Raw genomic sequence first — 23,958 nt, 5'->3', positions numbered from 1 at the left:
AAAGTGTATGGAAGACGTATTCACAGAGAGCCGGGTTTGCTGGAAACCGGTAATACATCCATTCACGACATCTCCTCTGAGTACTGCTCTGAAAGAACCTTCAGTAGGTGTGGTCGGGTATGGCTTTATACCCGTTATCAAAAAGAGTGGATGGATGACGGACAACTCATCCACTCAACGAGAACGCATCTGTGAAGGTGCGTTGAACGAAGGTGGTACCGTGAAAAGCATGTTCTCAGCCTTTTCACCCTTACGAAACGAACTAGTGTCGTAGTGGGTGGAAAGGCTTTTCTTATTGCAGTTGAGTTAAAAGTATTGACAAACAGGGAGGAGATTGAAATGAAGGCTAAAGTAAAGGCTGAACCTCAAGGGCAACGGCTGACAGGAGCTGAAACTCTGATTCACGCCTTGAAGCAGGAAAACGTCGAAGTTGTGTTCGGTTATCCAGGAGGAGCAGTATTACCGATTTACGATGCACTATACCGAAACCCGATCAAACACGTCCTTGCCCGCCATGAACAAGGTGCGATCCACGCTGCAGAAGGCTATGCCAGAATTTCAGGGAATGCCGGGGTCGTCATCGCAACTTCTGGTCCAGGAGCGACGAACCTGATTACCGGCATTGCAGACGCGATGATGGATTCCTTGCCACTCGTCATTTTCACAGGGCAAGTCGCCTCTGGCGTCATCGGCACAGACGCCTTCCAAGAGGCAGATGTAACCGGAATTACGATGCCGATCACGAAACATAATTATCAAGTTCGAGACTTGAAAGACCTCCCTAGAATTGTGAAAGAAGCGTTCCATATTGCAACGACGGGTCGGCCAGGTCCAGTTCTCGTCGATATCCCGAAAGATGTTTCAGCGCTCGCGGGAGATGTCCAGTTCGACGGTGAGGTTCACTTACCCGGTTTTCAGCCGACGAAGTCACCAAACTTGCTACAAGTCAAAAAGCTGAACGAAGCCATCTCATCAGCGAAGAAGCCTGTCATTTTAGCAGGAGCAGGAGTATTGCATGCGAAAGCATCCGATCAATTGCAGGTGTTCGCCGAAAAGAAAAACATCCCGGTCGTCCACACCCTGCTAGGGTTAGGTGGCTTCCCGGCTGACCATCCTCTATTCCTTGGAATGGGAGGTATGCATGGGTGTTACGCAGCCAACATGGGTTTGTATGAAAGTGACTTGCTTATCAGTATCGGGGCACGTTTTGATGACCGGCTCACCGGTAATCTGAAGACCTTCGCTCCAAACGCGACCGTTGCGCACATCGATATCGATCCAGCTGAAATCGGTAAAAACGTCGAGACCCATATCCCGGTTGTGGCAGACGCGAAAGAAGCGCTACAGAAGCTGATTGATGAACCTGGCGAAAGCGCCATGTGCGATGAGTGGCTGATGCATCTTCACCGGTATAAGCAAGAGTTTCCTTATTGGAGCAACGTAGTCGGAGATCGAATTTCTCCGCAAAAGCTGATATCAGAGATCCACACGTTGACGGATGGAGACGCGATTGTGACGACAGACGTCGGGCAGCATCAGATGTGGGCAGCCCAGTATTACACGTTCAATAATCCACACAGCTGGGTCACCTCAGGAGGACTTGGAACGATGGGATTCGGTTTTCCAGCTGCCATCGGTGCCCAACTGGCGAAACCGAATAAGCGGGTGGTGAGCGTCGTTGGAGACGGTGGATTTCAAATGACCTCTGAAGAGCTGATCCTTTTAAAAGAGATGGGTCTTCCGATCAAAATCGTCATCGTTAATAACGGTTCGCTCGGTATGGTCCGTCAGTGGCAGGAATCATTTTACGAAAAAAGGTATTCGCAATCGGTATTCATGACCCAGCCCGATTTCGTCAAACTAGCTGAATCATACGGTGTAAGAGGCTATAAGGTCTCGACGATGGAGGAGGCACGGTTCCTTTTATCTGAAGTGTTGAACGATGAGGAACCGACATTGATCGATTGTCGGGTGTGTGCAGAAGAGAATGTGTATCCGATGGTTGCACCTGGAACCGGACTTCATGAAATGATCGGAGTGAGACCATGAAACGGAGGATCGTAACGGCGACGGTTCTGAATCATAGTGGCGTATTGAACCGGGTGACAGGTCTCTTTACGAAGCGACATTTCAACATTGAGAGCATTACGGTCGGGCATACCGAAACGGAAGGAATCTCGAAAATGACGTTCGTCGTCAATGTAGAGGATGACCGGCAGATCGAACAGCTGTTGAAGCAGCTGAACAAACAGATTGATGTGTTGAAGGTCTCTGATATCACGAATCAGGCGATTGTCGCGAGAGAGCTCGCCTTGATCAAAGTACTAGCGACGGGACAGACACGATCTGAAATCAGCGGAATCGTTGAGCCGTTCCGTGCATTGATCATTGATATGTCGAGGGACACATTGACGGTTCAAGTGACCGGCGATACGGAAAAAGTGGAAGCGATCATCGAGCTGTTGAAGCCATATGGAATCAAAGAGCTCGCGAGGACGGGACTGACCGCTTTTACCCGCGGATTCCAGAAGTCCGTCACCGATCTGAAGCAATATACGCTATTAAAATAAAAAACCTGGAAGGATGATGAGAGATGGTCAAAGTCTACTATAACGATGATGTGAAGGATGACGTTCTGAAAGGCAGGAAAGTGGCAGTTGTGGGATATGGTTCGCAAGGTCATGCCCATGCACAGAATTTACGGGAGAGCGGCTTCGACGTTGTTGTCGGCCTTCGGAAAGGGAAGTCGTGGGACAAGGCAGAAGCGGACGGTTTTCAAGTCAAGTCAGTGAAAGAAGCAAGTGCCGAAGCTGATGTCGTCATGGTTCTCTTGCCTGATGAATGGCAGCCGAAAGTGTACGAAGCGGAAATCAAGCCAGGACTGACGCCAGGCAAAGCACTCGCCTTCGCGCATGGTTTCAACGTCCATTTCCATCAAGTTGTTCCTCCAGCCGACGTTGATGTGTTCCTTGTCGCCCCTAAAGGACCTGGTCATCTTGTGAGGCGGACGTTTGAGAGTGGTGCTGGGGTCCCGGCATTGTTCGGTGTCCATCAAAATGTCACCGGTCAGGCAGATGAACTGGCACTCGCTTATGGGAAAGGAATCGGCGCAGGCCGGGCAGGGATTCTTGAAACAACATTCCAGGAGGAGACGGAAACCGACTTGTTCGGTGAACAGGCGGTCCTTTGTGGAGGATTGACGTCCCTTGTGAAAGCAGGTTTCGAAACGCTCGTTGAAGCGGGATATCAGCCTGAAGTCGCGTATTTCGAATGTCTCCATGAGCTGAAGCTGATCGTCGACCTCATGTATGAAGGTGGCATCGAGGGAATGAGATATTCCGTTTCAGATACCGCGCAATGGGGTGACTTCGTATCAGGACCTCGTGTCGTGAACGAGGAAACGAAGGCAAGGATGAAAGAGGTGCTGGAAGACATCCAGTCCGGTACTTTTGCGAAAGGATGGATCCTTGAAAACCAGACGAACCGTCCTGTATACAACGCAACAAACGAGCGGGAGAAGAACCATCAGATCGAGGTCGTCGGACGCAAGTTGAGAGAGTTGATGCCGTTCATCAAGAAAGATGAGAAAAAGGAAGTGGTGTTCAGTGGCAAAGATTGATGTCTTTGATACGACGCTTAGAGACGGTGAACAATCGGCAGGGGTGAATCTGAATCTGTTAGAAAAGCTGGAGATTGCTCATCAGCTGGAGCGACTGAACGTAGACATCATCGAAGCAGGTTTTCCGACAGCCTCCAAAGGAGATCAGCAATCGGTCAAACGAATTGCGGAAGCTGTAAAAGGGAGTTCAGTCACAGGTCTCTCAAGAGCGAGTGAGAAAGACATCGATGCGGCGTGGGAAGCGCTGAAAGGATCGACGGAGCCGAGGGTGCACGTATTCCTGGCAACGTCGCCGATCCATATGACGTACAAACTGAAAATGACGACCGATCAAGTATTGGACACAGCGGTGCAATCGGTGAAGTACGCGAAAAAGAAATTCCCTCATGTGCAGTGGTCAGCTGAAGATGCTTGCCGGTCAGACCGACATTTTCTCGTGAAAATCATCAAGGAAGTGATTGATGCAGGTGCGACGGTCATCAACCTTCCCGATACGGTCGGTTATATGGCCCCTGAGGAGTACGGAGATCTTTTCCGATTCGTAAAAGAACATGTACCGAACATCGACCAGGTCAAGCTATCCGCCCATTGCCATAACGATTTAGGGATGGCTACGGCTAATACGCTTGCTGCGATTGAAAACGGAGCGGATCAAGTCGAAGGGACGATCAATGCAATCGGTGAACGGGCCGGCAATACAGGTCTTGAGGAGATCGCTGTCGCGCTTCACATCCGAGAGGATTTTTATGGAGCGAAAACCGGACTGAAGCTCGATGAGTTGAAACGTACGAGTAATCTTGTCAGCAAATTGACGGGCATGAGTGTACCTGCGAACAAAGCCGTAGTTGGAAACAATGCGTTCGCTCATGAATCCGGTATTCACCAGGATGGCGTGTTGAAGGAGAAATCCACTTACGAAATCATCAGTCCCGAACTGATCGGAGTGCAAACAAATCGTCTCGTTCTCGGAAAACATTCCGGACGCCACGCCTTCAAGATGAAGGTGAAGGACATGGGATTCAAACTGACCGATCAAAAGCTGAACGATGCTTTCGGGATGTTCAAAGAGTTGGCGGATAAAAAGAAAGAAGTTTCCGATGAAGATATCTTTGCAATCTTGATGGAGAAACAGACCGAAGCCGAGGGACTACCGGTTTACCAGTTGAAGAGTTTGCAAGTCCAGTATGGAATGGACAACATTCCGACCGCGACGATTGCAGTCGTTCAGCCGGATGGAACGTACACGCAGGAAGCGGCGACCGGTTTTGGGAGTGTTGAAGCCATCTACAATACGATCGAGAAGCTCGTTGAAGATTCCGTCGTCCTTTTAGATTACAAGATACATTCGGTCGGTGGAGGAAGAGATGCACTGGCAGAAGTGTATGTACAGGTGAAGTGCAACGAAGTCCAATCGAGTGGAAGAGGGACCGCACAAGACGTCTTGGAAGCGTCAGCACGAGCCTACCTCGACGCAGTCAATCGGGTCCGGAGCGTTCGCCAGCATGATCAGCAGAAAGCAACGGTTTAACTTACATCTTTCTTATAAAATTGGAGGGATTATGATGAAAAAGCAAGTGGCAGTACTACCTGGAGATGGAATCGGACAAGAAGTGATGAGCGCCGCCTTGGATGTTTTGAAAGCCGTCGAAGAGCAATTCGGACATCAATTCAAGGTCTTTCAAGGAGACATTGGTGGTGTTGCCATTGACCGTCATGGCACTCCATTACCTGCGGAAACCCTTGAGCTGTGCAAATCAAGTGACGCGGTACTGCTCGGAGCAGTAGGAGGTCCGGAATGGGAGGACAATCCGGTCCATCTGAGGCCAGAAAAAGGGTTGCTTGGCATCCGTAAAGAACTCGGATTGTTTGCCAACTACCGCCCAATCAAGACATTTGAAGCATTGAGGGATGCTTCGCCATTGAAGCGATCAGTCGTAGATGGTGTGGATTTTGTCATCGTACGGGAACTGACCGGAGGCTTATATTTTGGTGAACCTCGTGAAAGAAGAGGTCAGCATCAAGAAGTAGCGGTCGATACCCTTCAATATGAGAAAAAAGAGATTGAGAACGTGGTCCGTAAGGCCTTCGATCTCGCAGCTACCCGCAGGAAGAAAGTGACGTCTGTCGATAAAGCGAATGTGCTGGAATCGAGCCGGATGTGGAGAGAGGTTGTCGAACAGGTGGCTGCTGATTATCCCGAAGTTGAAGTGGAGCATTTGCTCGTAGACGTAGCGGCTATGAAACTCGTTTATCAGCCGAAGCAGTTCGACGTCATCGTCACAGAGAATATGTTCGGCGACATCTTGAGTGATGAAGCCTCCATGTTGACGGGCTCTCTTGGGATGTTGCCATCAGCAAGTCTTCGGGCAGACGGCTTCGGACTGTATGAGCCGGTACATGGGTCCGCCCCGGATATCTCGGGCGAAAACCGAGCGAATCCACTCGGCATGGTCTTGTCTGTCGCGATGATGCTACGCCATTCCTTCGGTTTGGAAGAAGAAGCAGACCAGGTGGAAAAAGCAGTGCAAGAAGTGCTCAATGCCGGCTATCGAACCGGTGACCTGGAGGGAATCGAGAAAATCGGTCCGGTTTGCACGACAAGTGAGATGAGCGAAAACGTTGTGGAGCACTTCCAACCGAATTACGCGATGTCCGGAATCTTAGCTGCTTATATGTGAATGAGTATGAGTGCACGAAAACACGGAAATCCCAAAATGATGCACTCATAAAGTCTCATCCAACAAACCGAAGTGGAGGTAACTGTCATGAAACCGAGGAATATCGTTGAAAAGCTTTGGGATCAACATGTTGTCTATCAGGAAAAAGGGAAGCCGTATCTGTTGTATATCGACCTCCACCTCGTACATGAAGTGACGTCCCCTCAAGCGTTCGAGGGTTTAAGGATGAAAGAACGGACGGTAAGGCGGCCGGATCTCACTTTTGCCACGATGGATCATAATGTTCCTACCATCAACCGCTCTGTCATCAACGATCAGGTATCCAAGACCCAAATGACCCGGCTCCAGCAAAATTGCGAGCAATACGGAATCGAACTGGCGGACATCGATCACCCGGATCAAGGAATTGTCCACGTCATCGGGCCAGAGCTAGGATTGACCCAGCCTGGAAAAACGATTGTGTGTGGAGATAGTCATACGTCCACTCATGGTGCTTTTGGTGCGCTGGCCTTCGGCATTGGAACGAGCGAGGTGGAACACGTTCTTGCGACACAAACGCTCTGGCAATCACGGCCGAAAACCTTACAGTTCCATGTGGAAGGAAAGCTCGGTTTCGGTGTGACCGCGAAGGATCTCATTTTAGCGATCATCGCCAAATTCGGTGTTAATGTCGGGGCAGGGCACGTGATCGAATTTACGGGTGAGGGAGTCCGAAGCCTGACGATGGAAGAGCGGATGACGGTGTGCAACATGTCCATAGAGGCGGGTGCGAGAGCTGGAATCATCAGTCCGGATGAAGTCACCATCGACTATTTAAAAGGGAAGCGTCAAGTACCCGCAGGAGAGAAGTTTTTAGCTACTGCTGAAAAATGGAGGGAACTCGCTTCAGATCCAGGTGCAGAGTACGACAAGACACTGACAATCAACGGAGAAGAAATCGAGCCTCAAGTGACGTGGGGGACGAACCCTTCGATGGGCGTCGGAATCGGTGCCACGGTCCCATCCCCTGAACAATACGAGAACAGCACTGAAAGAGATAGTGTCCAACGAGCCTTAGATTACATGGACATCACAGGTGGCGCAAAAATCTCTGAGGTCGCCGTCGACTATGTGTTCATCGGCTCGTGCACAAATTCGAGGCTTAGTGACTTACGAGCTGCGGCTGACGTTTTAAAAGGGAAAAAGGTGAAGGATACGGTTACCGCGCTCGTCGTTCCGGGCTCACAATCGGTCAAGCAACAGGCGGAACAAGAAGGCTTACACCACATTTTCCTAGAGGCTGGTTTCGAGTGGCGAGAGTCGGGATGTAGTATGTGCCTGGCGATGAATGAGGACGTCGTCCCTCCTGGAAAAAGGTGCGCATCCACGTCGAACCGGAACTTTGAGGGACGCCAGGGCAATGGCGCTCGAACGCACCTCGTCAGTCCAGCGATGGCTGCAGCTGCGGCAGTGGAAGGACGTTTTACAGATGTGCGCCAACTGATGGCAGTACCAAACTAGAGGAGGGGGTACCGGATGAACGGAATCCAACAAATTGCGGGTCGGGTTTTGCCACTTGAACGGAATCATGTGGATACCGATCAGATCATTCCGAAGCAATTTTTGAAAAAGATCGACCGTCAGGGGTTCGGTAAGTACCTCTTTTATCATTGGCGCTTTGATGACGACGGTCTGCCGAGAAAAGACTTTCCGCTGAACGAACCGCAGTATGACCAAGCTGTTATTTTAATCGGTGGAGAGAATTTCGGATGCGGTTCTTCAAGGGAACATGCCCCTTGGGCGTTGCAGGACTTCGGCTTTCAGGTCATCATCGCACCGAGTTTTGCCGATATCTTTTACAACAATTGCTTAAAAAATGGCATGTTACCGATCCAGCTATCCAAAGAAAAAGTGGAGCAGCTGCAAAAGAAGGCCCAACAGAAACCGTACGAATTGAAGGTCAATTTAGAACAACAAGCGGTTCAAGACGAAGACGGACTCGTAGCCACCTTCGACATTGATCCTTATTGGAAGCAGATGCTGTTGAACGGCTGGGATGAGATTTCGATCACCTTAACGTATGAAGAGCAGATCGCTCAATATGAAAAAATGAGACAGGAGTGAGTGTGTTGGGAATTTTTTAAAAGGTCATAAGGTCGTTGAAGCCGCGGAGAATTTGATGCACAATGTCCACCGGACGCCCATGAAACAATCGAGCACGTTGAATCAGATGACAGGCCACGATGTGTTTTTGAAGATGGAAAATCAACAGCGGACCGGTTCTTTCAAGCTAAGAGGCGCTCTCAATAAAATCTGCTCGTTAACAAAAGAGGAGGCGGCTAAAGGAATCGTCTGTGCATCAGCCGGCAACCACGCTCAGGGAGTTGCGCTCGGGGCTTCTCAACGATTGATCACGGCCAAGGTTTTCATGCCGAAGAAAACCCCTCAAGCCAAAGTTCAAGCCACGGAATCTTACGGAGCACGAGTCGTTCTGACGGGAGAAACGTATCAGGAAGCGTATACAGCTGCGAGAGAAGAAATGCTCGCAACAGGAGCAACCTTCGTCCATGCGTTTGATGATGAAGAGGTGATGGCGGGGCAAGGGACGGTAGCACTTGAAATGCTGCAGCAATGTCCTGATCTCGATACGATCGTCGTTCCGGTCGGTGGAGGGGGATTAATCTCCGGCACTCTGATGGCGGTCAAAACGTTCAGCCCTCATGTAAAAGTGATCGGCGTACAAGCGAGCGGGGCTCCCGCGACCTATGATCGGTTTAAAGGAACAGATACCGTTCCGCTGAGTGGTGTCAAAAGCATAGCGGACGGGATTCTCGTGAAAAAGCCGGGGAAACTGACGTATCCGATCATTGACCGGCTCGTCGATGACATCGTTACGGTGAACGAGCAAGAAATCGCCTCAGCAATCCTTTTCCTATTAGAACGGGAAAAAACGTTAGTAGAAGGAGCTGGAGCGGCATCAGTAGCATCTGTCCTAGCTGAAAAGGTGGCAGGAGCTCGCAAAAAAATCGGATGTATCGTGAGCGGCGGGAACGTAGATGTTTCCAGACTCACAGAATACCAAAAATTAAGCGAACAGACGGAAGGGAAGCAATCCATCGCTTCCGGTTGAGCAGAGTGGGATTTTTCATGAAAATAGGATAAAATATGAAGAAGAAAACCTTAGGAGCGAAGCCTAAGGTTTTTATATGCAAAGCCGTGATTAAAGGGGGCGTTAACGGTGAAAGATGAATTTGAATGGATAAAAACGATTACGCCAAAAAAACACCATCAGCCGACCTTGATTGAAGGGATCGGGGATGATGCTGCTCTCGTGCGACCGGAAGCGGGATATGATGATATCCTCTGTGTCGATACGATGGTGGAATCCGTTCATTTCAGCCGGAAAACGATGTCTCCTTATCATATTGGACACAAAGCACTTGCCGTCAATGTGAGTGATATCGCCGCGATGGGAGGCGCACCGAAATTCTACCTCGTATCGATTGCGATTCCAAAAGGTTGGACGGAAGAAGAGCTCCGTGACATCTATCAAGGGATGGCGGACCTTGCAGAAGACTTTCAAATTGACCTGATTGGCGGAGATACGGTGTCAACGGAAGGGCCGCTCGTCGTTTCGGTCACCGTTCACGGTCGCGTCCAACAAGACCGGAAACTTTTACGGAAAAATGCCAGGTCAGGCGATGTCGTTTTCCTGACAGGACCGGTCGGTTTATCAGCGGCTGGGTTGCATTTGCTATTAAAAGAAGAGGTTTCAATCAAACGTTTGATTGAAGCGCACCAATTACCTCAACCGCAAGTAAACGCCGGGTTGCTTCTTGCGGGTAGTGGGTATAGAATTGCGTTAAATGATATTAGCGACGGGCTCGCAAGTGAAGCGAATGAAATCGCAGAAGCGAGCAATGTCCAGCTCATTTTAGATGAAGAATGCTTGCCTTTCATTGAAGAATTCGCTTCTTTTCAAAAAGAACAAGTTCTTGAATGGATGCTATATGGCGGAGAAGACTTCCAATTGGTCGGAACCGTCTCTGAGGCAGATTGGCATTCGTTGCGAAAGCGGTTTGGAGAGCATAATCAGCCGTTATACAAAATCGGTACGGTGAATGAAGGTCCTGCCCGAGTGATGTTGAAGAAAGGTGAGGAACTCCTACCGATTGGAAAAAAAGGATACAACCATTTCAGGTGAAATGTGAATAGGTGATACCATATGAAGTCTTACGAAATCAAACTGAACAGTCCTGAAGAAACGATGGAAACGGCTGCACGGCTAGGAGAGCACCTTCAAGCGGGTGATGTCATCACGTTGGAAGGTGACCTGGGAGCAGGGAAGACCACGTTCACGAAAGGACTTGCGAAAGGTTTACATATCAAAAGGGTCGTGAAAAGTCCGACCTTCACGATCATTCGGGAGTACCAGGGTCGACTGCCTCTCTACCATATGGACGTTTATCGGTTAGAGGATAGTGATGAGGATCTTGGTTTCGATGAGTATTTTGAAGGAGAAGGCGTTTCGGTCGTCGAGTGGGCACACATCATTGAAGAATTTTTGCCTGAAGACCGTCTGGACATTGTGATCCGACGATCGGGCGACGAGGAACGTGAGCTGACCCTGGAACCGAAAGGCGAACGATTTTACAGGCTATGTGAGGAGTTTATGAATGAAAGCTTTAGCGATTGATACATCCAACCTTGTTATGGGGATATCAGTGATCATCGACGACAAGATCGTTGGTGAACTGACCACGAATATGAAAAAGAACCATTCCGTAAGGCTCATGCCGGCGATTGAAAGCCTTTTGCAAGAGGTGGATGTGAAACCGGACGAACTGGATAAGGTCATCGTGGCAAAAGGACCTGGATCCTACACAGGTGTAAGGATCGGTGTTTCAGTTGCTAAAACGATGGCATGGTCGTTGGGCATTCCGATAACGGGTGTCTCAAGCCTCGAAGTTGTCGCACAGAACGGGAAGTATTTCGACGGCCTCGTTTGTCCGTTGTTTGATGGCAGGCGTGGTCAGATCTATACCGGTCTTTACGGCAATATAGATGGACAGTTCCAACTCGTCCAGGAGGAGCGCATCATCCAGTTGACGGATTGGGTTGAGATGCTGAAGGAAGATTCAAAAAAGGTATTGTTTTTAGGAAATGACCTTGATCTTCATAAGGAGAAGATTGAGGAACTGATGGGAGACCGAGCTGTTTTCGGTCACATCGCAGATCATAGTCCACGTGCTGCAGAACTTGCTGCACTCGGGATCCGCGGTGAAGATGAAGATCCACATGCTTTTACGCCGAGTTATCATCAACTCGCGGAAGCGGAAGCGAAGTGGATTGCGAACCAAAAAAAGTAGGTGCCATACATGGTGGAAAATTTGACGTTCCGAGTCATGACGTTGGATGACATTGATGATGTAATGAATATCGAGGAAGCCTCTTTCCCGAACCCGTGGAGTAGGACGGCCTTTTATAATGAAATCGTGAATAACCAGTTTGCGACGTATCTCATTCTAGAGGCAGAAGGCGAACCGGTCGGTTATTGTGGCATCTGGGTGATCATAGATGAAGCGCACGTGACCAATATCGCAATCATTCCAAGGTTCAGAGGGAAGAAGTATGGCGATGCTTTAATGAAAAAGGCGATGGAACAGGCACGGATCATGGGGGCGAAGACGATGACGCTCGAAGTCCGTGTGAGTAACGAAGTCGCTCAGAAACTGTACCGAAAATACGGTTTTGAAAATGGCGGAATCCGTAGGAACTATTATACAGACAACGGAGAAGACGCATTAGTAATGTGGGTGAATTTATAATGGCTAAAGATGAAATCATACTTGGAATAGAAACGAGCTGTGATGAGACGGCAGCTGCCATCGTGAAAAACGGGACGGAACTGCTCTCGAATGTCGTCGCCTCGCAGATTGAAAGTCATAAGCGGTTCGGTGGTGTCGTACCCGAAATCGCATCTCGTCACCATGTCGAGCAGATCACGATTGTGATTGAAGAAGCGATGAAGGAAGCAGGCGTCGGGTTTGAAGACCTGACGGCGATTGCTGTGACAGAAGGCCCTGGATTGGTGGGCGCGTTGTTGATTGGAGTGAATTCGGCAAAAGCGTTGGCACTGGCGCATGGTATTCCGCTTGTCGCCGTGCACCATATCGCAGGCCATATTTATGCGAACCGGCTGATCGAGCCGATGGAGTTCCCGTTGCTTGCGCTCGTCGTTTCTGGAGGACATACAGAGCTCATCTATATGGCGGAGCATGGCTCGTTTGAAATCATTGGTGAAACGAGAGACGACGCTGCTGGTGAAGCTTATGATAAAGTCGCGCGAACGTTGAAGCTTCCTTATCCGGGAGGTCCTCATATCGATCAGATGGCCCAGGAGGGCGAACCTACGATTGACTTACCGCGTGCTTGGTTGGAGCCTGATTCGTACGATTTCAGCTTCAGTGGATTGAAGTCGGCGGTCATCAATACGCTTCATAATGCTACGCAACGTGGAGAAGAGATTGCGCCGAATGATCTGGCCGCGAGCTTCCAGGAGAGTGTCATCGACGTGTTGGTCGAGAAGACGTATCGAGCAGCCGAAGCTTATGATGTGAAGCAAGTGGTCGTCGCAGGTGGAGTGGCTGCGAACAAAGGCTTACGAGAGCGCTTGACCGAGCGATTTGAATCGACGGATATCAAGTTGTCGATTCCACCGCTTTGGTTATGTACCGATAACGCGGCGATGATTGCGGCAGCTGGCTCAATCGAGTACAACAAAGGTAGACGGGCAGACATGAAATTGAACGGAAATCCAGGATTGGATTTAGAAGCGTTTTAAAAGGTTGAAGAAGAACTCTGAGTTGATTGCTCGGGGTTCTTTTTGATGTTGTCAGGAGAGATTTTGTCGGAAAAAGAAAGCGGACTATAGTCTTTCTGCGCCCGTTATATGTCAGTTAGTGAATGGTGAACGGTGGTAAGTTGAGGCGTTTAAATGAAGAAAATCAGGAATAAAGAAAACCTGCGTCGTGCTTGAGAGTGATCAAGCATGAGCGCAGGTTATCATTTTATTTCTCTACTTTTATAGGTAAAACCACTTCAATACTTTTGTCACCATTGTGTGAGTTTTCTTTAAGGTGAGGACCTTGGAAATGTTCGGCTTCTTTTCCATAGGCTTCAACAAAGTTGTCCCATTGAGAGTATTTTTTTACCTGGAGATTAATCTGGTAGTCTGGAATTTTCCCTTTTAACTCTTTTTGTTGTTCTGGATTGGGAATAATCAATCTGTAAGATCCATCTGGTTCTACTCTAACCTTATCGGTATATCCCCTAACCATGTATCCTGGGATTTCGGTGTAAGCTTCAATGTGGGTACCTTCTACAAGGTTTGATTTGCCGGTAATAATGATGTAGTCATCCGTTTTCTTTTCGACTTTCGGTTCCAATCTGACCTTGGGGTCACCCTGATCTGATGGTTTTTCAAAGTTAGGAGATTCGATTTTTAACGTTTGGTTTTTTGTTGGGTCTTCAATATAGGCCATATAGGAGATTTTCTTATAGAGGCCTTCGCTTTCTTTATGGAGTCTTACAAAATCTCCTTTTAATTTCTCACCAGTTTTGGTGTAGTGTTCTTCAATCTGATCATCCTGAAACTCAGGTGTAAAACGAATTTCTAACCGAAGAGGCGCATCATAGTCATCTGGAAACTTCGTCTTAAGTGTGAATGAACCGTCTTCAGCCACTTGGGCTTTTGGTGAAGAACCAATGATGGCACCTTGGAATGCATGGCCAAGGATGTAAATGTCAGAACCGGGAAGAAGGTTCGTCTCTCCATTTACTGTGATTGTCTTCTTCTCAATTTCAATTTCTCCTGAAAGGGTAACCTCATAATCCCCTTGTTTCTCTTTCTTAGTATCTTTATTGTCATCCGATTGCTGATCTGGAGACTCATCTGTCGTTTCTTCCTTATTGTTGTTTTCCTCGGTGCTTGATTGTTCGTCTCCACCACAAGCTGTGAGGAGTAGAATCAATCCCATTACAAACAAAGTATGTATCACTTTCCTGTTCATAGCTATGTATCCTCCTTTAATCAACTTTTACAAGAATAGTACAACTAGGGAAGACCTTCAACAGTGCCAGGTACCGAAAAAGATGTCAGAAGTGCCAAGGGTTCCCATTCGGTACCTGGTACGGAAAGAAGGGGGCTTGACCTGCATACGAATCTATTCATGTATATGAGTGCATAAACGGTGAATATCCATGAGCATATTTATACAAAAGAGCTGTATGTTCGTGTCGAATGTAGTCGGAACGCGATGTGGAAAAAGCTTATCCACAAGTTGTGAACATTGTGGAAAACGTTCGGAACACTTGGGAAATAAACACCTGGTCGTGTGAATAACTGTTTGTGGATAATTAGAACAAAATCTGTGGATAATGTGGAAAAAACGACATTAAAACCGAAAAAGTGCTATTTAACCTGTGTATAACCCTGTGGATTCTGTGTATATGTGTATCTACTTATAAACAAAAAAGAGAGAAGATTTCAACATGTTCGATTCAACATGCAAATCATTCTCTCATTTCCCTGATTATACAGATTGTAATCCTTCCCATTCTTCCATCAATGATTCGAGTCCTTCATTTGCTTCCTCAAGCTTTTGGTTCAACTCTTGGCTCTTCTCATAATCCTGGAAGACGTCTGGTTGGCTCAGTTCATGTTCGATTTCCTCGATCTGTTGCTCATAAGCCTCAATCTGTCCTTCAAGTTCTTCAATACGGCGAAGTCGTTTCCGCTCTTCTTTTTTTGCTTGTTTATCGTTTTGGAACTGTTCTTTCTGGTCACTGACGTTCACATCTTGATTCACGTTCTGTTCTTCACGCTCGAGACGTTCAAATTCAGCTTGTTCGGCTTTCTTTTCCAAGTAATAATCATAGTCCCCAAGAAAGTTCTCCAATCCAGATGTGGATAACTCGATGACTCTTGAAGCGATCCGGTTGATGAAATAACGGTCGTGGGAAATAAAGAGGATCGTACCTGGAAAATCAATCAGAGCATTCTCCAAAACCTCTTTACTATCTAAATCTAAATGGTTCGTCGGCTCGTCCAAAATGAGCACATTCGCTTTCTGGAGCATCAGTTTCGCAAGCGCGAGACGTGCCTTCTGACCACCACTCAATTCATTGACACCTTTCAGGACATCGTCACCACTGAACAGGAAGTTCCCCAATACAGTACGGATATCTTTTTCCTGATGAGTCGGAAACTCGTCCCAAAGCTCATGTAAGACCGTTTTCGTGCTATTCAGATCCGCTTGTTCCTGGTCGTAATAGCCGATTTTGACGTTGGAGCCGAATTGGATCGCTCCACCTAGCTTCCGATCAGGGTGCATGATCGTTTTGATCAATGTCGACTTTCCGACGCCGTTAGGTCCAACGAGCGCTATGCTTTCTTCACGCTGAATGTGAAGATCGATGTCGTCGATTAACGTTTCTCCTTCATAACCGATCGCAAGCCGGTTCAATTTCAGGACATCGTTCCCGGTTTGACGCTCGATTCTAAAGCCGAACTGGGCTGATTTCTCACTGCCATCAGGTCGGTCGAGGACCTCCATCTTCTGAAGCTGCTTCCGTTTACTCTGTGCCCGTTTCGTCGTTGAAGCACGGGCGATGTTCCGCTGGACAAAATCCTGAAGCTTCGCGATTTCCGATTGCTGCTTCTCGAACTCTTTCAAATCTTGCTCGTATTGCTCTGCTTTGGCCTCAAGGTACTTACTGTAGTTTCCGAGGTACTTCTTACTCTTCGTCATCGAAATCTCATAAACTTGTGTGGCCACCTTGTCTAAGAAGTACCGGTCGTGGGAGACAATTAATAATGCACCCGGGTAGGATTGCAAGTAACTTTCCAGCCAATCGAGGGTCTCGATGTCCAGGTGGTTCGTAGGCTCGTCCAAGATTAATAGGTCCGGCTTCGTCAGTAGAAGTTTCACAAGAGCTAGTCGTGTCTTTTGTCCACCACTGAGGGAAGAGATCGGCTTCCCATAATCCTCTTCGTAAAAACGGAACCCATGAAGGATCGATCGGATGTCATTCTCGTACTGATATCCGCCTTTCAGCTGGAACTTCTGCTGAAGTGCATCATATTCAGATAGCACCTTCGCATATACGGTCTCATCATTCAAAACGTGCTCTTGTCCCATTTTCGTTTCGAGCGCACGGATTTGTTCTTCCATTTGGTGGAGATGGTCGAAAACCTTAATCATCTCTTCCCAAATCGTATTGTCAGATTCTAAGCCTGCATCTTGCGCAAGATATCCGATTTCGATTTCATTCGGCTTCATGACAGCGCCAGAATCGTAGGATAGCTGTCCGCTGACGATTTTCAGCAACGTCGATTTTCCAGCTCCGTTCCGTCCGACTAGGGCAATTCTATCCCGCGATTGTACTTCAAGTTTAATATTCGATAAAATAAGGTCAGCACCATAATATTTGGTTATGTCTTGGGCTTGCATGACGATCATGTTGTTACACCTCTTTCATACATGGTGGTTACAGCGTGCTGGCATTGAATGAACCTGCCGAAACCCTCATAACACCATGGAAACACAGTTACTATTAGTGTAGCTTATGATGGAAAGCTCAGGCAACTCTACAATTTTCAACGATTTGTGATATTTTTACTGCAATCATGCCTTACTTTTTGATAAAAATGGTGTATAGTCTCTTTTAGGTGGTGATTGAATGGGCGATTTCACGCATTTTAACGAACAAGGTCGCGCCAGGATGGTGGACATCTCTGAAAAAGAGGAAACGGTAAGGACGGCTCGCGTGAGAAGCAGCGTCAAAGTTTCCGAAGAGATTTATGAAGCGATTCAAGGAAACCATGTGAAAAAGGGTGATGTCTTATCGGTTGCCCAGGTCGCTGGGATCATGGCTGCGAAAAAGACGCCCGATATCGTACCCATGTGTCATCCATTGCCACTGAAATCGGTAGATATCTCTTTTGACTGGATAACAGAGGGAGATTATGAATTGTTGATTGATGTGACCGTGAAGACGAAGGGGAATACCGGAGTTGAAATGGAAGCATTGACAGCTGCATCTGCCGTCGGCTTAACCGTATACGATATGTGTAAAGCGATTGATAAAGGAATGGTGATCGGCCCGACCTATCTATTGGAAAAAACGGGTGGGAAAAGCGGAGATTACCTGTACGAAAACGAGTAGTGTTCTACTGATTGGAGGAACCTAATGAGCGTTGATGATCAAAAAATACCTCAAGCGACCGCAAAAAGGTTGCCGTTGTATTATCGATTTCTAAAAAACTTATCCTCATCAGGGAAGCTGCGTGTTTCTTCTTCCGAGCTAAGTGAAGCGGTCAAGGTTGATTCTGCGACGATCCGCAGAGACTTTTCCTATTTCGGAGCACTAGGGAAGAAGGGATATGGCTACAATGTCAATTATCTGCTCACCTTTTTCCGAAAGACACTCGATCAGGATGAAGTGACGAAAGTGATGCTGATCGGTGTAGGGAATTTAGGGACAGCCCTTCTGAATTATAACTTTTTGAAGAACGACAACACTCGAATCGAGTTAGCATTCGATGTAGACGAGAGTAAAGTCGGTACCACGATCAGTGGAGTACCGATCCATCATTTGGGAGATTTGAAGAAACACGTTACGAAGGACATGTCGGTCGCGATTTTGACCGTTCCTGCTCAAACCGCCCAAACGGTAGCGGATGAGCTGGTCGAAATCGGTGTGAACGGGATTCTGAATTTCACCCCCGCCCGCTTGAACGTACCAGACAATGTCCGAATTCATCATATTGATTTAGCTGTAGAACTCCAATCATTGATCTACTTTTTGAAAAATTACCCGTTGGATAAATGATCTGAGAAAGATACTTGAGGAGGTGACCAATATGCTTGGTCCAGGAAGTTGGATTATCATCGGAGTCGTCGCACTATTGATCTTCGGTCCGAAAAAGCTGCCTGAGCTTGGAAAAGCAGCAGGAAAGACATTGCGTGAATTCAAGACCGCAACGAAAGGGCTTGTGGATGACGACGATACAGATAAGAAAAAAGATGACAAGAAGAACAGAGATGAAGACTAGTTAGGAAGGTAGTTTTGTATGACGAATCAACAAATGACACTTCAGAAACATATTGAAGAACTACGAAAAAGGATATTCATCGTCATACTTGTATTCATAGCGGCGTTCATCGCCGGATTCTTCCTAGCAATGCCATTGATTCAGTATTTGAAGCAGACACCAGAGGCTGCAGGCTTAGAGTTGAACGTATTCAATCTGACCGACCCTCTGCGTGTATTTCTGGATTTTGCTTTTCTGATAGGCATATTGATTACTTCACCCGTCGCGCTCTACCAGCTTTGGGCGTTCATCAGTCCAGGCCTTTATGAGAAAGAGCGTAAGGTGACGTTGATGTACATCCCGCTTACCTTCATCTTGTTTGTAGGCGGACTTTCGTTTTCTTACTTCATTCTATTTCCATTCGTCATCGACTTTATGAACGGACTGTCCGATCTGCTTGGAGTAGAAGAAGAGTATGGAATCAATGAATATTTCCATTTCCTTTTCCGTCTGACATTGCCATTCGGAATCCTGTTCCAGTTCCCTGTCGTCATCATGTTCTTGACGAGACTCGGACTCGTGACACCCGACTTTTTACGTAAAATTCGAAAGTATTCCTATTTCGTATTGCTCGTGCTTGCAGGGTTGATCACACCACCGGAACTGATTTCGCACATGATGGTGACCGTACCGTTGATCATCCTTTATGAAGTCAGCATCTTTATAGCAGGTTTCGCTTACAAGAAATCACAGCAAACAGCGGAAGAAGCAGAACAGTCAGAAGAAGAATAAATATAATGTGAAAGCGGCCGAACTGGCCGCTTTTTTCAGTTTAGAGGGGCTTTCTGTCCTCAAAAGTGGCAGAAACCCGAAATGAAGGATAGAAAGAGGTGCTTACTGTCCTCCAAAACAGCAGAAACCCGAAATGAGGGATAGAAAGAGGTGCTTTCTGTCCTCAAAAGCAGCAGAAACGCAAAATGAGGGATAGAAAGAGTCGTTTGCTGTCCTCCAAAACAGCAGAAACCCGAAATGAAGGATAGAAAGAGGTGCTTTCTGTCCTCAAAAGCAGCAGAAACGCAAAATGAGGGATAGAAAGAGTCGTTTGCTGTCCTCAAAAACAGCAGAAACCCGAAATGAAGGACAGTAAGAGGCACTTACTGTCCCTTAAAGCCATAACAAAAGGATTGACCCCCGAGGATCAATCCTTTTTCTTCATCTGCTTTATTTTTTTACGTAACTCGAACATTCGGTATGCGTTGAAGAAGTCATAGGCAGCGAGTGCCATGTTCAGGATCGGCCAGAACGACCAGACGCCGTCTTCTCGTGCATAAAAGATGGCCAAGTACGTAAAGATCACGCCTAGTATCAAATAGGCAAATATCCAGAAGGTTGGTGAAAATCTCATAATCAGCCTCCAATAATGAATTGCATGTTCTCTAGTTGTTTTTCAAGTTTCATGATCTCGTCTCGAAAGACGACCTGGACGAGCATGACCGTCGTATTGACAGCCACATGAGCAATAATTGGTACAATCAATCGTTTTGTTTTCACATACAGGAAGCTGAGTGTGAAGCCCATCGCCGCATACACCAGAATGTGGCTGAAGTCACGGTGGACGACAGCGAACACAAGTGAACTGATTAGTGCAGCAATGAAGAAGTTCGTTCGCTTATAGAGTGTACCAAAGATTACCTTCCGAAACACGATTTCTTCCAATATAGGACCGAAGACAGAAACCACAAGAATCAGAAGTGGCACTGACAACGTCAGCTCGACGATCATTTCTGTATTTTTTGAACCTGGTTCGACGCCTAAAAATTGCATCTCAATCGTAGCAGCTACAATCTGTGCTGTGAAAACGATCGGAATACCTAGGATCGACCAGCCGATCGTTGCAGGAACACTAGCGCGTTCCTCACGATCCTCCCGGTTCCGCCATTCCGGCAGTAAAATCAGAAAGATGATCACGATTCCGATTGAAAAACTGATTACGTTCCAAAGCCCAGGGATCTTTTCACGAGGGACATCGAGACCGATCAGAATAGGTCCGCCAATGACCCCGGAAAGTAAGATCAATATATAAGTGATGAGTACCCATCCATAACGTTTATTCAAACTGTTCTCCTCTTTCGTGACAGATTCAATGCCCCATTTTAACATACTATTGCCAATAATACCTTTCTTATGACTTCGCGCTTTTCTTTACAGAAACCTAACAAAAATTTTCAGGTTATCTCTTGCAAAAAAAATGAAAGTTGATTAATATTATAAATGGAATTAGCACTCACCTATTTAGAGTGCTAATAATTAAAATCAAAATCCTTGAGGAGGGTGTTTCACTTGTTAAAGCCGTTAGGTGATCGTATTGTCATTGAGCTTGTTGAAAGCGAAGAAAAAACCGCTAGCGGAATCGTACTTCCAGACTCTGCGAAGGAAAAGCCGCAAGAAGGAAAAATCGTTGCAGTAGGTGCAGGTCGAGTAACGGATAACGGAGAAAAAGTTGCACTTGAAGTATCTGAAGGCGACACAGTTATCTATTCAAAATACGCTGGTACTGAAGTGAAATATCAAGGTAAAGAATACTTAATCTTACGCGAATCTGATGTACTAGCAATCGTAGGCTAATCCATCCGAGATTCTCTTTTTAACAGTTAAAAATTGAAAGGGAAGTCTTTCCCTACATACAACCAATCAAGGAGGTTCTTTAAACAATGGCTAAAGATATCAAGTTTAGTGAAAACGCACGTCGCTCCATGCTTCGTGGTGTGGACGCTCTTGCAGATGCTGTAAAAGTAACTCTTGGACCAAAAGGACGTAACGTGGTTCTTGAGAAGAAATTCGGTTCACCTCTAATCACGAATGATGGTGTAACAATCGCAAAAGAAATCGAACTTGAAGATGCATTCGAAAACATGGGTGCAAAGCTTGTATCCGAAGTTGCAAGCAAGACGAATGACGTTGCTGGTGACGGTACGACTACAGCGACAGTCCTTGCACAAGCGATGATCCGTGAAGGTTTGAAGAACGTAACATCTGGTGCAAACCCGATGGTCATCCGTAAAGGTATCGAAAAAGCGACTGCTGCTGCAGTTGAAGAACTTAAGAAAATTTCTAAGCCAATCGAAGGACGCGACTCAATTGCACAAGTTGCTGCAATCTCTTCTGGTGACAATGAAGTCGGTCAATTGATTGCTGAAGCGATGGAGCGCGTTGGAAACGACGGCGTTATCACAATCGAAGAATCTAAAGGATTCGCTACAGAGCTAGAAGTCGTTGAAGGAATGCAATTCGACCGCGGATATGCTTCTCCTTACATGGTTTCTGACTCTGACAAAATGGAAGCAGTCCTTGAGAATCCTTATATCCTTGTAACTGACAAGAAGATCTCCAACATCCAAGAAGTTCTTCCTGTCCTTGAGCAAGTGGTACAACAAGGTAAGCCGATCCTAATTATCGCTGAAGATGTTGAAGGTGAAGCTCTTGCAACACTCGTTGTGAACAAACTTCGCGGAACATTCAATGCAGTTGCTGTCAAAGCTCCTGGATTCGGTGACCGTCGTAAAGCGATGCTTGAAGACATCGCAACATTGACTGGTGCAGAAGTGATCACAGAAGACCTCGGTCTTGATCTTAAATCTGCAAACATCGGTCAACTAGGTACAGCTTCTAAAGTTGTCGTTACGAAAGAAAACACGACAATCGTTGAAGGTGCTGGAGACACTGAGAAAATCGCTTCTCGTGTAAACACACTTCGTGCTCAATTAGAAGAAACAACTTCTGAATTCGATAAAGAAAAATTACAAGAGCGTCTTGCGAAGCTTGCTGGTGGAGTAGCTGTCATCAAAGTCGGTGCAGCAACTGAAACTGAATTGAAAGAACGTAAGCTACGTATCGAAGACGCATTGAACTCAACTCGTGCAGCAGTTGAAGAAGGAATCGTTTCTGGTGGTGGAACTGCACTTGTAAACGTCCTGAAAGCTGTTAAAGCGATTGAAACTGCTGGAGACGAAGAAACAGGTGTGAAAATCGTTCTTCGTGCACTAGAAGAGCCAATCCGTCAAATCGCACACAACGCTGGTCTTGAAGGATCTGTTGTTGTTGAGCGCTTGAAAGGTGAAGACCTTGGAATTGGATTCAACGCACTTACTGGAGAATGGGTGAACATGATCGACGCTGGTATCGTTGACCCTACAAAAGTAACGCGTTCTGCACTACAAAACGCTGCATCCGTATCAGCAATGCTTCTTACAACAGAAGCAGTCATCGCAGATAAGCCGGAAGAAAACAACGGCGGCGGTGGCATGCCTGACATGGGCGGCATGGGCGGAATGGGTGGAATGGGCGGCATGATGTAATTCATGCGCCACACCCTTAAAAGACTACTTCCTGTTGAGGAAGTAGTCTTTTTTTATGCGATATTACAATTATGTATCGCTTGCCGATATATGTTGCAATTCATGTCGAAAACCATCATATTTAATAGTAAAGGAGGCCCGATATGCGACGCGATATACAACCGAATGAACGAGCATTCTCTACCAAAGAAGTAGCAGAAGAAGTGGGAATTGCCACTCCTACTGTACGTAAATATGGGCAGATCCTGGAGCGGAACGGTTATGAATTTTTGAAAGATGGCGATCGACGTATCTTTGTACAAAGTGATGTTGGTGCGCTTATAGCGTTACGCGATACGGAAAAGCCCCTTGACGATACAGCAAAAGACCTTGTGGAGCAACAAAGAGAAAGATTGAAAGTCCCCGATGAAACTGATATATCGCTACCCGATACATATGAAAATGTTGAAAGCTTACCATACGATCCGAATCAATTGAAAGACGTCTTAAGGGTAGTTGTGAATGAACTCGCTGCTACACGTGAGATGAATGTACAACTGAAAAGCGATATGGCCCAACTGAAAACAACTGTATCCCGCCTTCAGCAGGATCATCATGCGATCAGTTCGAGTATTGGAAATGCTGCACAGAAAACGAATGTGAAAATCGAGAATTTGACCAAGCAACAAAAGGCGCAGTACGAAACGTTGATACAACAAGAGAAAGAACATTATGAAGAATTGCTGCAGCAAGAACAACATAGAAGTGAGCAATTACAAAATGAAATGAAGAGCATGAGAGAAGAACAAATCAAAGAATGGCGCGAACAGAATGATTTTAATAAAAGATTGGAAGAAGCGATACAACATAGACCTAAAGGAAAATGGAGTGGTTTACTCTCCATATTCAAGAAATAAATCTATTTTATGAGCTGATCAAAACAAATGGTCGGTTCTTTTTTGTTTCGGCGTATCGCCAGGCGATACAATCAGAGAAGTAGAAAATCCTGATGCATCAATCTACAAATCATAACAATTTCCTGAGAAATATCTACAAAATGTGAGTGAATAATCGACAACCAACAACCTCTTTAATTGTGAACCTGAGATGTTTTTACAAATATATATGTATCCAATACTTAAATTCTCTACCAACGAAGCATTCAAAGTATCAATCCACTTGCCATTTTGTTACAATGTGAGTGAATATTTCAAATTAACAAGGAATTTGTCAATATACTTCGAATTAGTT

Annotated in this window: 25 protein-coding genes; 21 read left to right on the top strand and 4 right to left on the bottom strand. The window is 46.5% G+C overall.

The window, feature by feature from the left end; translation table 11 throughout:
- The first annotated feature begins 7 nt into the window (after window positions 1-7).
- The 14 genes from ACXQIQ_RS11430 to tsaD all read left to right on the top strand — a co-directional run bounded on the left by ACXQIQ_RS11430 (window position 8) and on the right by tsaD (window position 13,120).
- Window positions 8-274 carry a hypothetical protein gene (locus ACXQIQ_RS11430; RefSeq protein ID WP_439302497.1) on the top strand — a complete coding sequence of 89 codons (267 nt, stop codon included), beginning with the start codon at window positions 8-10 and terminating at the stop codon, window positions 272-274.
- Window positions 275-339: 65 nt separating this feature from the next.
- Window positions 340-2,049 (top strand): acetolactate synthase large subunit, encoded by a 1,710-nt coding sequence (gene ilvB, locus ACXQIQ_RS11425; RefSeq protein WP_439302496.1) that lies wholly within the window; start codon window positions 340-342, stop codon window positions 2,047-2,049.
- Entirely contained in the window at window positions 2,046-2,570 is a 525-nt protein-coding gene (gene ilvN, locus ACXQIQ_RS11420; protein ID WP_439302495.1) for an acetolactate synthase small subunit, read from the top strand. The genes ilvB and ilvN overlap by 4 nt, the downstream gene beginning before the upstream one ends.
- Window positions 2,571-2,593: 23 nt before the next feature.
- Complete coding sequence (gene ilvC / locus ACXQIQ_RS11415; RefSeq protein ID WP_439302494.1) at window positions 2,594-3,619, top strand: ketol-acid reductoisomerase; 1,026 nt, start codon at window positions 2,594-2,596, stop codon at window positions 3,617-3,619.
- Complete coding sequence (locus ACXQIQ_RS11410; RefSeq protein ID WP_439302493.1) at window positions 3,606-5,147, top strand: 2-isopropylmalate synthase; 1,542 nt, start codon at window positions 3,606-3,608, stop codon at window positions 5,145-5,147. Before ilvC ends, ACXQIQ_RS11410 begins: the two co-directional genes overlap by 14 nt.
- Window positions 5,148-5,181: 34 nt before the next feature.
- Entirely contained in the window at window positions 5,182-6,297 is a 1,116-nt protein-coding gene (leuB, locus tag ACXQIQ_RS11405; protein ID WP_439302492.1) for a 3-isopropylmalate dehydrogenase, read from the top strand.
- Between the two features lie 87 nt (window positions 6,298-6,384).
- Window positions 6,385-7,797 (top strand): 3-isopropylmalate dehydratase large subunit, encoded by a 1,413-nt coding sequence (gene leuC, locus ACXQIQ_RS11400; RefSeq protein WP_439302491.1) that lies wholly within the window; start codon window positions 6,385-6,387, stop codon window positions 7,795-7,797.
- 15 nt (window positions 7,798-7,812) lie between these two features.
- Complete coding sequence (gene leuD, locus ACXQIQ_RS11395) at window positions 7,813-8,400, top strand: 3-isopropylmalate dehydratase small subunit (protein ID WP_439302490.1); 588 nt, start codon at window positions 7,813-7,815, stop codon at window positions 8,398-8,400.
- A gap of 55 nt (window positions 8,401-8,455) precedes the next feature.
- Window positions 8,456-9,406, top strand: a complete 951-nt coding sequence (gene ilvA / locus ACXQIQ_RS11390) for a threonine ammonia-lyase (protein ID WP_439302489.1) — start codon at window positions 8,456-8,458, stop codon at window positions 9,404-9,406.
- A gap of 108 nt (window positions 9,407-9,514) precedes the next feature.
- The gene (thiL, locus tag ACXQIQ_RS11385) at window positions 9,515-10,480 is read left to right on the top strand and encodes a thiamine-phosphate kinase (protein ID WP_439302488.1); all 966 of its coding nucleotides are present in this window, start codon (window positions 9,515-9,517) and stop codon (window positions 10,478-10,480) included.
- Between the two features lie 21 nt (window positions 10,481-10,501).
- Window positions 10,502-10,972 (top strand): tRNA (adenosine(37)-N6)-threonylcarbamoyltransferase complex ATPase subunit type 1 TsaE, encoded by a 471-nt coding sequence (gene tsaE / locus ACXQIQ_RS11380; protein WP_439302487.1) that lies wholly within the window; start codon window positions 10,502-10,504, stop codon window positions 10,970-10,972.
- Window positions 10,953-11,645 (top strand): tRNA (adenosine(37)-N6)-threonylcarbamoyltransferase complex dimerization subunit type 1 TsaB, encoded by a 693-nt coding sequence (tsaB, locus tag ACXQIQ_RS11375; protein ID WP_439302486.1) that lies wholly within the window; start codon window positions 10,953-10,955, stop codon window positions 11,643-11,645. Before tsaE ends, tsaB begins: the two co-directional genes overlap by 20 nt.
- Before the next feature lie 9 nt (window positions 11,646-11,654).
- Window positions 11,655-12,104 (top strand): ribosomal protein S18-alanine N-acetyltransferase, encoded by a 450-nt coding sequence (gene rimI / locus ACXQIQ_RS11370; RefSeq protein WP_439302485.1) that lies wholly within the window; start codon window positions 11,655-11,657, stop codon window positions 12,102-12,104.
- Window positions 12,104-13,120: a tRNA (adenosine(37)-N6)-threonylcarbamoyltransferase complex transferase subunit TsaD gene (gene tsaD / locus ACXQIQ_RS11365; RefSeq protein WP_439302484.1), complete on the top strand. Its 1,017-nt coding sequence runs from the start codon at window positions 12,104-12,106 to the stop codon at window positions 13,118-13,120. The genes rimI and tsaD overlap by 1 nt, the downstream gene beginning before the upstream one ends.
- Window positions 13,121-13,346: 226 nt before the next feature.
- Here tsaD and ACXQIQ_RS11360 read toward each other — a convergent pair whose 3' ends face one another.
- A complete protein-coding gene (locus tag ACXQIQ_RS11360) occupies window positions 13,347-14,348 on the bottom strand; it encodes a hypothetical protein (protein ID WP_439302483.1) in 1,002 nt (333 codons plus the stop codon).
- 522 nt (window positions 14,349-14,870) lie between these two features.
- Window positions 14,871-16,799 (bottom strand): ABC-F family ATP-binding cassette domain-containing protein, encoded by a 1,929-nt coding sequence (locus tag ACXQIQ_RS11355; RefSeq protein ID WP_439302482.1) that lies wholly within the window; start codon window positions 16,797-16,799, stop codon window positions 14,871-14,873.
- A gap of 220 nt (window positions 16,800-17,019) precedes the next feature.
- Here ACXQIQ_RS11355 and moaC point away from each other — a divergent pair, with 220 nt between their 5' ends.
- From moaC to tatC, 4 genes are read left to right on the top strand one after another with little or no spacing between them, the layout of a single operon-like run.
- A complete protein-coding gene (gene moaC, locus ACXQIQ_RS11350) occupies window positions 17,020-17,505 on the top strand; it encodes a cyclic pyranopterin monophosphate synthase MoaC (protein ID WP_439302481.1) in 486 nt (161 codons plus the stop codon).
- A gap of 24 nt (window positions 17,506-17,529) precedes the next feature.
- Complete coding sequence (locus ACXQIQ_RS11345; RefSeq protein ID WP_439302480.1) at window positions 17,530-18,171, top strand: redox-sensing transcriptional repressor Rex; 642 nt, start codon at window positions 17,530-17,532, stop codon at window positions 18,169-18,171.
- Window positions 18,172-18,202: 31 nt separating this feature from the next.
- Window positions 18,203-18,394: a twin-arginine translocase TatA/TatE family subunit gene (locus ACXQIQ_RS11340; RefSeq protein WP_439302479.1), complete on the top strand. Its 192-nt coding sequence runs from the start codon at window positions 18,203-18,205 to the stop codon at window positions 18,392-18,394.
- Window positions 18,395-18,412: 18 nt separating this feature from the next.
- Window positions 18,413-19,165 carry a twin-arginine translocase subunit TatC gene (gene tatC / locus ACXQIQ_RS11335; RefSeq protein ID WP_439302478.1) on the top strand — a complete coding sequence of 251 codons (753 nt, stop codon included), beginning with the start codon at window positions 18,413-18,415 and terminating at the stop codon, window positions 19,163-19,165.
- Between the two features lie 406 nt (window positions 19,166-19,571).
- Here tatC and ACXQIQ_RS11330 read toward each other — a convergent pair whose 3' ends face one another.
- Together ACXQIQ_RS11330 and ACXQIQ_RS11325 are read right to left on the bottom strand one after the other, a co-directional pair.
- Window positions 19,572-19,778: a DUF4305 domain-containing protein gene (locus ACXQIQ_RS11330; RefSeq protein ID WP_226552732.1), complete on the bottom strand. Its 207-nt coding sequence runs from the start codon at window positions 19,776-19,778 to the stop codon at window positions 19,572-19,574.
- Window positions 19,779-19,780: 2 nt separating this feature from the next.
- Window positions 19,781-20,488: a CPBP family intramembrane glutamic endopeptidase gene (locus ACXQIQ_RS11325; RefSeq protein WP_439302477.1), complete on the bottom strand. Its 708-nt coding sequence runs from the start codon at window positions 20,486-20,488 to the stop codon at window positions 19,781-19,783.
- A gap of 225 nt (window positions 20,489-20,713) precedes the next feature.
- On the opposite strand from ACXQIQ_RS11325, the gene groES reads away from it, so the two are divergent.
- The 3 genes from groES (at window position 20,714) to ACXQIQ_RS11310 (ending at window position 23,624) form a co-directional block, all read left to right on the top strand.
- On the top strand, window positions 20,714-20,998 hold the full coding sequence (gene groES, locus ACXQIQ_RS11320) for a co-chaperone GroES (protein WP_439302476.1): 285 nt from the start codon (window positions 20,714-20,716) through the stop codon (window positions 20,996-20,998).
- Window positions 20,999-21,084: 86 nt separating this feature from the next.
- Complete coding sequence (groL, locus tag ACXQIQ_RS11315) at window positions 21,085-22,728, top strand: chaperonin GroEL (RefSeq protein ID WP_439302475.1); 1,644 nt, start codon at window positions 21,085-21,087, stop codon at window positions 22,726-22,728.
- Between the two features lie 143 nt (window positions 22,729-22,871).
- A complete protein-coding gene (locus ACXQIQ_RS11310; protein ID WP_439302474.1) occupies window positions 22,872-23,624 on the top strand; it encodes a hypothetical protein in 753 nt (250 codons plus the stop codon).
- Window positions 23,625-23,958 lie beyond the last annotated feature (334 nt).

This window comes from Pseudalkalibacillus sp. Hm43 (assembly GCF_054170705.1).
The sequence above is the reverse complement of the archived record's forward strand: the minus strand, read 5'-3'. Positions and strand labels throughout refer to the sequence as shown.